Annotated in this window: 5 protein-coding genes; 2 read left to right on the top strand and 3 right to left on the bottom strand. The window is 59.8% G+C overall.

Translation table 11 applies throughout. The features are described 5' to 3' along the window. Positions 1-393: 393 nt before the first annotated feature. Entirely contained in the window at positions 394-1,251 is an 858-nt protein-coding gene (locus tag A7K61_RS29785; protein ID WP_069558962.1) for an SDR family oxidoreductase, read from the bottom strand. Positions 1,252-1,559: 308 nt separating this feature from the next. Here A7K61_RS29785 and A7K61_RS29780 point away from each other — a divergent pair, with 308 nt between their 5' ends. After that, the gene (locus A7K61_RS29780; protein ID WP_069558961.1) at positions 1,560-5,705 is read left to right on the top strand and encodes a CheR family methyltransferase; all 4,146 of its coding nucleotides are present in this window, start codon (positions 1,560-1,562) and stop codon (positions 5,703-5,705) included. A gap of 15 nt (positions 5,706-5,720) precedes the next feature. Here A7K61_RS29780 and A7K61_RS29775 read toward each other — a convergent pair whose 3' ends face one another. Together A7K61_RS29775 and A7K61_RS29770 are read right to left on the bottom strand one after the other, a co-directional pair. After that, entirely contained in the window at positions 5,721-6,236 is a 516-nt protein-coding gene (locus A7K61_RS29775; RefSeq protein ID WP_069558960.1) for a hypothetical protein, read from the bottom strand. A gap of 14 nt (positions 6,237-6,250) precedes the next feature. Further along, positions 6,251-6,472: a PLDc N-terminal domain-containing protein gene (locus A7K61_RS29770; RefSeq protein WP_003190416.1), complete on the bottom strand. Its 222-nt coding sequence runs from the start codon at positions 6,470-6,472 to the stop codon at positions 6,251-6,253. A gap of 287 nt (positions 6,473-6,759) precedes the next feature. On the opposite strand from A7K61_RS29770, the gene A7K61_RS29765 reads away from it, so the two are divergent. Beyond that, positions 6,760-8,034, top strand: coding sequence for a glycoside hydrolase family 68 protein (locus A7K61_RS29765; protein ID WP_069558959.1), 1,275 nt, complete (start codon positions 6,760-6,762; stop codon positions 8,032-8,034). The last annotated feature ends 222 nt before the right edge of the window (positions 8,035-8,256 follow it).

Here is an 8,256-nt window from a genome sequence, read left to right as displayed (position 1 = left end):
AGATCAAGAGCAGATCAAGAGCAGATCAAGAGCAGATCAAGAGCAGATCAAGAGCAGATCAAGAGCAGATCAAGAGCGGCTCGCTTCGCATCGTGGTTACCGTTGGGTGCTGCTACAAGCTAAAAATTGTGTCGATACCTATGCTGCGATAGCGGCCTGACAGCCGCTCAGGATGTCAGGCCCGGCGAATACCCCTCGCGTTCATGCCCCTGACTCGGGATCTTTCGATGGCCCTCCAGGGGCGACACCGCCTTGCTCCTTCCCGTGTTTTCCGCCTGCGGGTGCCTGGGATTTATCGTTTCGCTTAGCCGCCGGCGGGCGCACCTTTCGCTCGGAGTGATTCGGTTCGTGGCGCTTCGAGGCTTCGCTCATATCCCCCTCCTTCCTCACTGATCAAAGTATCGGCTTACCACCCGTCACACCGTAGCGTTCGCCGGAGATATAGCTGCCTTCATCCGACGCCAGCAGCACATAGATCGGCGCCACTTCCACCGGCTGGCCGGGGCGTCCCAGTGGGGTGTTGCCGCCAAAGTTTTTCACCATGTCCGGCGTCATCGTCGAGACGATCAACGGTGTCCAGATGGGCCCGGGCGCCACGCTGTTGACGCGAATCCCGCGCTCGCCGAGCATCTGCGCCAGGCCGGCGGTGAAGTTGGCAATCGCGCCTTTGGTGGCCGCATAGGGCAACAGGCTAGGGTTGGGCATGTCGGAGTTGACCGAGCTGGTATTGATGATCGAACTGCCCTCGGCCATGTGCGGCAGCGCGGCCTTGCAGATGCGGAACATCGCGGTGATGTTGACGTTGAAGGTTTTCACCCAGTCCTCGTCGGGGATGTCTTCCAGCGATTGATAGGTCATCTGGAACGCTGCGTTGTTGACCAGCACATCGATGCGGCCGAACTTCTCCACGGTGTCGTTGACGATTGCCGTGCAGTGATCCGCATTGCCCAGGTCGCCGGGCAGTAACAGGCATTGACGGCCCGCCGCCTCGACCCAGCGTGCGGTTTCCTTGGCGTCTTCATGTTCATCCAGATACGACACCGCCACGTCTGCGCCTTCACGTGCGAAGGCAATGGCCACGGCCCGCCCGATGCCGCTGTCGGCGCCGGTGATCAAGGCGATTTTATTCGCGAGCCGGCCCGAGCCTTGGTACGACTGCTCACCGCAATCGGGCATCGGGTCCATCTTGCGCTGCTCACCGGGTACGGACTGTTGCTGGGGTTGGAACGGTGGTTTTGGATAGCTGTTCATCAGAGCTTCTCCTGGGTGGGTTTCTCTTTGCGAGGGTTTGCCAGCAAGCGAAGTTCAGACGGATTTTCAGAAAATCGGATAACCGTGCACCGACGTTGGCCACTCGTCAGTTTGATTAAACCTTCCGACGGTTACGCGTCTCAACCGGGGCGTAGTGGTCCGTCGAATGACCGGGTGGCCTCAAGGCATTTTTGTTGGCAGCAGGTTTTCAGCTATATTTCATCGTCGGTTCAGCCCTCGCCCTCGTTGTTCAAGTTCTTCCCTCTACACCCCGTCTTCCTGTGCGCCGTTAACCAAGGTTGGTATTTATGAAGTCTGCCCCCCCGCGGTCCCCCAACGTACCGCAACGCAAAGATCTGACCCCCAGTAACCTGAGTTTCCCGGTGGTGGGTATCGGTGCGTCGGCGGGCGGGCTGCAGGCCGTCAAAGCGTTTTTTGAGCACATGCCCAAAGACTGCGGCATGGCCTTCGTGGTGGTCCTGCATCTTTCGCCCGACCATCAAAGCGTGGCAGACAAGATCATGCAGGAAACGACCCGCATGCCGGTGTCGCAGGTCAATGACGCCACGCCCATCGAAAAGAACCACGTGTACGTCATCTCACCGGCGCAGTTGTTGAAGATGAACGATGGCTACCTCGCGGTCTCGCCTGCCGTGCGCGATGGTGGATCGCACATTGCTATCGACCTGTTTTTTCGCGACCTGGCAGACACCCATAAAGAACGCGCGTTTTGCCTGATCCTGTCCGGTACCGGCTCAGACGGCGCGGTGGGGCTGTCACGGATCAAAGAGCAAGGCGGCATCACGCTGGTGCAAGCGCCGGAAGACGCCGAGTACGACGGCATGCCGCTGGCGGCCATCGAAACCCAGATGGTCGACCTGGTGTTGCCTGTGGTGGAAATGCCGCAGAAGCTGCTGGAACTGTGGCGCAATGCCCAGTCGATTGTGCTGCCCACCGCCAACGACCCGGAGATCAAGACCACCCCACCCAGCTCCGAACGCGATGCCGCCGTGGCCGAGCAGCTGTTGCTGGATATTTTGATCCAGCTGCGCGCCAGTACCGGGCATGACTTCAAGCATTACAAACGCGCCACGGTGTTACGGCGTATCGAGCGGCGCTTGCAGGTCACCGCTCAACCCGACCTGGCCACCTATTACAACTTCCTCCAGGCCAACCCGGACGAAACCAAGGCGTTGCTGGGCGACATGCTGATTGGCGTGACCAACTTCTTCCGCGACCGCGAGGCCTTCGAAGCGCTTGAGCGAGACGTGATCCCCAACCTGGTGAAGTCACTGGAAGACAGCGTGCCGCACCGTGAGGAGGTGCGTATCTGGTCGGCGGGTTGCTCAACCGGCGAGGAGGCCTACAGCCTGGCGATGCTGGTGGCCGAGCAACTGGCGCTGGATGCCAGCGGCGCAAAGATGCAGGTGTTTGCCACCGATATTGATGAGCGGGCCATTACCCATGGCCGCAATGGTGTGTACCCCGAAGCGATCATCACCGACGTACCGCCTCAACGGTTGCGCCAGTACTTTGCCAAGGAGAAGAATCAGCACTACCGGGTGCGCAAGGAAATTCGCGAGAAGGTGCTGTTCGCCAAACACAGCCTGCTGGCCGACCCACCGTTCTCGCAGATCGACCTGATCGTGTGCCGCAACCTGTTGATCTACCTGGACCGCGAAGTGCAGCGCGACATCCTGCAAATGTTCCACTTCGCGTTGCGCCCCGGTGGCTACCTGTTCCTCGGCTCTTCGGAGTCGGCCGACGGCTGCCTGGACCTGTTCGTACCGGTGGACAAGCGCAACCGCATTTTCAGGGTGCGTGCCGGCTCATCCGCCGTACGCCGCGCCCCGACCATGCCACGTGGCGGCTACCTGCGCCCCAGCACCACGACGCTGACGATTGAAACCAAGGCGCCCAACAAGGTCTCGTTCGCGGATATCCACCTGCGCGCCCTGGAAAAAGCCGCGCCGCCTAGCGTCATCGTGAATATGCAGGCCGATATCCTGCACATGAGCGAAGGCGCCGGGCGATTCCTGCGCTACGTGGCCGGCGAGGTGACGCACAACCTGCTGACGCTGGTGCACCCCGATTTGCGCCTGGATATTCGCACCACGCTGTTCCAGGTCCAGCAATCGAATAACCCGGTGTCTTCGCGCAAGATCCGCATCCAACGCGAGCAAGGCCCCTTCCTGGTGGACATCAGCGCCCGCCCCTACCGCGATGAAGCGACCGAAAACGACTACGTGCTGGTGATCTTCCAGGAAACCGCCGTCGACCCGTTGCTGCCCGACATCAACGCCGTCAGCCAGGCCGAAAACGCGATCATGAGCAACCTGGAGCGCGAGCTGCAACGCACCAAGTTGCACCTGCAGGACACCATCGAACAGGCGGAAGTCTCCAGCGAGGAACTCAAGGCCTCCAACGAAGAAATGCAGGCGGTCAACGAAGAACTGCGCTCGGCCACCGAGGAGCTGGAAACCAGCAAGGAAGAGCTGCAGTCGATCAACGAAGAACTGCTGACCGTCAATTTCGAGCTCAAGACCAAGGTGGAAGAGACGGACAAGGTCAACGACTACCTGACCAACCTGATCGCGTCCACGGACATCGCCACGGTCTTCGTCGACCGCAACATGCGCATTCGCTGGTTCACGCCGCGGGCCACGGATATTTTCAGCATGCTGCCCGTGGACACCGGGCGTTCGCTGCTGGACATCACCCACCGCCTCGATTACCCGCAAATGACCGAAGACGCCACCACCGTGTTTGAGTCGCTGAGCATGATCGAGCGGGAAATCAGCAGCAACGACGACCGCTGGTACATTGCGCGGTTACTGCCGTACCGCTCCAGCGAAGATCACATTGACGGCACCGTGCTGACCTTCATTGATATCACCAAGCGGCGCCAGGCCGAAGAGGAACTGCGCCTGGGCGAGGAACGCATGCGCCTGGTCGCCGAGAGCACCCATGACTTTGCCATCATCATCCTCGATGATCATGGCGCCATCACCGACTGGAACACCGGTGCCGAACTGATCTTCGGCTACACCAAGGACGAGGTGCTGGGCGCTTATTACGACCTGATTTTCTCCCCGGAAGACCGCTCCGCTGGCGTGCCGGAGAGCGAACTGCGCACCGCCCGCGAACATGGGCGTGGCGAAGATGAACGCTGGCACGTGCGCAAGGACGGCAGCCGCTTCTATTGCAGTGGCGAGGTCACCCAGCTCAAGAGCAACAGTTTGCGCGGCTACGTCAAGATTGCCCGCGACCTTACCGGCCACAAACGGACCCAGGACGAACAGAATCAACGCTTGAAGGAAACCCAGACCAACAGCCATCTCAAGGATGAGTTCTTCGCCGTGATGTCCCACGAACTCAAGCATCCGTTGAACCTGATCCAGCTGAACGCCGAACTGTTGCGGCGCTTGCCCGCCACCAAGGTTGCGGGCCCGGCCATCAAGGCGGTCAATACCATCTGCGAAGCGGTGTCCAGCCAGGCGCGGATTATTGACGACCTACTGGATGTCGCCCGGGTTCGCACGGGCAAGCTGAAGCTGAAAAAGCAACCGATCGACCTGATTCGCACCCTCAAGGACATTCACAGCGTGGTGCTTGCCGACGGTCATCGTCGCCAGGTCAGCCTTCAAACCCCTTCGGTGCCGGGCCCTTTGATCGTTGACGTAGACCCGACGCGCATCGAGCAAGTGATCTGGAACCTGGTCAACAACGCCCTGAAATTCACCCCCGAAGACGGCCAGGTGCAGTTGGTGGTCAGCCGCTCGGACGGGCGCGCGCAACTGGACGTCATCGACAGCGGCGCGGGCCTGGCCCAAGACAGCCTGGAAGAAATCTTCGACCTGTTCGGGCAAGCGGAAAACCAGCACCAGACTCACCAGCGCGAAGGCCTGGGGATTGGTTTGTCGTTGGTGCGGCAGCTGGTGGAGGCCCACGGCGGTTCGGTAAGCGTGTATTCGCGAGGGCTGGGCTTCGGTTGCACCTTTTCGATCTGGTTGCCGCTGTGCGAACAACAGGACTATCTGCTGGATAGCGGCGCTACCCAGAACGAAGATCAGCGCCTCAATGGCCTCAAGGTATTACTGGTCGATGATTCAGCGGAGGTGCTCGAGGTACTGAACATGCTGCTGGAAATGGAAGGCGCCCAAGTGAGCGCCTTCAGCGACCCTTTAAGCGCACTTGAAACAGCCCGGGATGCCCAGTACGACGTGATTATTTCGGACATCGGCATGCCTAAAATGAATGGCCATGAGCTGATGCAGAAGCTGCGCAAAGTAAGCCACCTTCGACAGGCTCCCGCCATCGCCTTAACGGGCTATGGCGCTGGCAATGACCAGAAAAAGGCGACTGAATCGGGCTTTAATGCGCATGTCAGCAAACCCGTGGGCCATGACTCGTTGATCTCCTTGATCGAAAAACTGTGCCGCTCACGCCGTTAGGGTTTGGGCTGACGGTCAAGGGTAGATGAACTGAGAGAAGCGCACGGACGCCCCTGTGGGTCGCGACACCTGGGTATCCACGCTGCCCACCGTGTCGCTGCGCAAGGTCAGGTACAACACGGCCTGGCCGGCGCTGTCACTCAGCATCCAGACGCTTACACCCTCCCCGGCCGCCCTGGCCTTGAGCGGCTGAGGCTGCAGCATCTCGATATTGAAACCGCGTAGCAGCTCACCGCTCAACTCGACCTCCAGGGGTTCCTGGGCCTTACCTTGGACATGAATCACCAGCCCATCGGAGGCGCCATTGCGCAAAAAGCGTTGGTACTCCACGCGCAACTGCCCATCGGCACTGCGCACCTCGCGGGTGCTCAGCGGCCCGCTGGAAAACAAGCCTGCCAAGCTCAAGCCGATCAGCGCCAGCAGCGCGTACCAACCCACCCGCTCAAAGCGCCAGACCTTGCGCTGCAAGGCCATGTTTTCCTGCACCGGATAATTGCGGCTGTGTAAGTCGTCAGGGTCGGGGTTGTTCATAGCGGAGCCCGGACTCAACCCTTGCTGTGCTCGGGAGAAGACGGCCCCTTGGTGACACCCCGTGGGCCGGCAATCGCCCATATCGCAGCGCCCAGAAACGGCAGCACCACGACTACCGCGCTCCAGCCTGCCTTGCTGGCCGAGGCGTTATCGCTGCGCCAGATGCTGTTGATGATCCACGCATCGAGCAGTACGAGGATCACTGCCAGGCCTATCCAGAAGTAAGTGGTTTGCATGATGCACCTCCAGGTTATGTAACTTTTGGTGCGCGGGTGTGGGCAGGGTTCATTATTTTTAGGTCTCTGCTTGGAGCCTGCTTTGCCGCCATCATGTGGGCAATTTCGCTGATCTACTGATGAACGAACCTCTTCAAACAGGACAAGCTGAAACGTCTCAGCTAAAAGAAAAAGCCAAATCATGCATAAATGCATTTTTTGTCTTGACCTCGGGAATCGAGTCTTCTAAAGTCAAATAACTGTATATAAATACAGTATTTTGATTCCCTTCATGGACGAGGCTTACTATGAAAAGCACCACTGGAAAATTTGGCAAAACACCCCATCAACCCAGCCTGTGGACCCGCGCCGATGCGCTCAAAGTGCACGCAGACGACCCCACCACCACCCAGCCACTGGTCAGCGCAAACTTCCCGGTATTGAGTGACGAGGTGTTTATCTGGGACACCATGCCGCTGCGTGATATCGACGGCAACATCACCTCCGTCGACGGCTGGTCGGTGATCTTCACCCTCACCGCGGATCGCCACCCGAACGACCCGCAATACCTCGATCAGAATGGCAACTACGACGTCATCCGCGACTGGAATGATCGCCATGGCCGGGCAAAGATGTACTACTGGTTCTCCCGCACCGGCAAAGACTGGAAGCTCGGCGGCCGGGTAATGGCCGAAGGAGTTTCGCCCACCGTGCGCGAATGGGCCGGCACGCCGATCCTGTTGAATGAGCAAGGCGAAGTAGACCTGTACTACACCGCCGTCACGCCCGGCGCGACCATCGTCAAGGTGCGTGGTCGCGTGGTGACCACCGAGCATGGCGTCAGCCTGGTGGGCTTTGAGAAGGTCAAGCCGCTGTTCGAGGCGGACGGCAAGATGTACCAGACCGAAGCGCAAAATGCGTTCTGGGGCTTTCGCGATCCATGGCCATTCCGCGACCCGAAAGACGGCAAGCTGTACATGCTGTTCGAAGGCAACGTGGCCGGCGAACGCGGCTCGCACAGGGTCGGTAAAGCCGAAATCGGCGACGTGCCGCCAGGCTATGAAGACGTCGGTAATTCGCGCTTTCAGACCGCCTGCGTCGGTATCGCCGTGGCCCGTGACGAAGACGGCGACGACTGGGAAATGCTGCCACCGCTGCTGACTGCGGTCGGCGTCAACGACCAGACCGAACGCCCGCACTTCGTGTTCCAGGACGGCAAGTACTACCTGTTCACCATCAGCCACACCTTCACCTACGCCGACGGCGTAACCGGCCCGGACGGCGTGTACGGCTTCGTCGCCGATTCGCTGTTCGGCCCGTATGTGCCGTTGAACGGCTCTGGGTTGGTACTGGGCAACCCGTCTTCCCAACCGTTCCAGACCTACTCGCACTGCGTCATGCCCAACGGCCTGGTGACCTCCTTCATCGACAGCGTACCGACCGACGACACCGGCACGCAGATCCGTATCGGTGGCACCGAAGCACCGACGGTGGGCATCAAGATCAAAGGGCAGCAAACGTTCGTGGTCGCCGAGTATGACTACGGCTACATCCCGCCGATGCTCGACGTCACGCTCAAGTAAACGGAGGCTATGAGGCAGCGGGTTTGAATACATGGCAAACCCGCACCTGTGGCGGCCTGACAGTCGAGCGAATGCACATAGGCACTCACCCCACTGTGCAGTTCCCCACAACCACCGGTAACCACGATGCGAAGCGAGTCGCTCTTGATCTTGATCTGCTCTTGATCTTAGGCGCCCCGTTAAACCACGCTGGCCGAACGCAGGCTTGAATTCGTGGCCCAC

The sequence above is a fragment of the Pseudomonas sp. AP42 genome (assembly GCF_001728935.1).
Lineage (GTDB): Bacteria > Pseudomonadota > Gammaproteobacteria > Pseudomonadales > Pseudomonadaceae > Aquipseudomonas > Aquipseudomonas lactis.
Note: the sequence above shows the minus strand (reverse complement) of the source record. Positions and strands in the feature narration are given on the sequence as shown.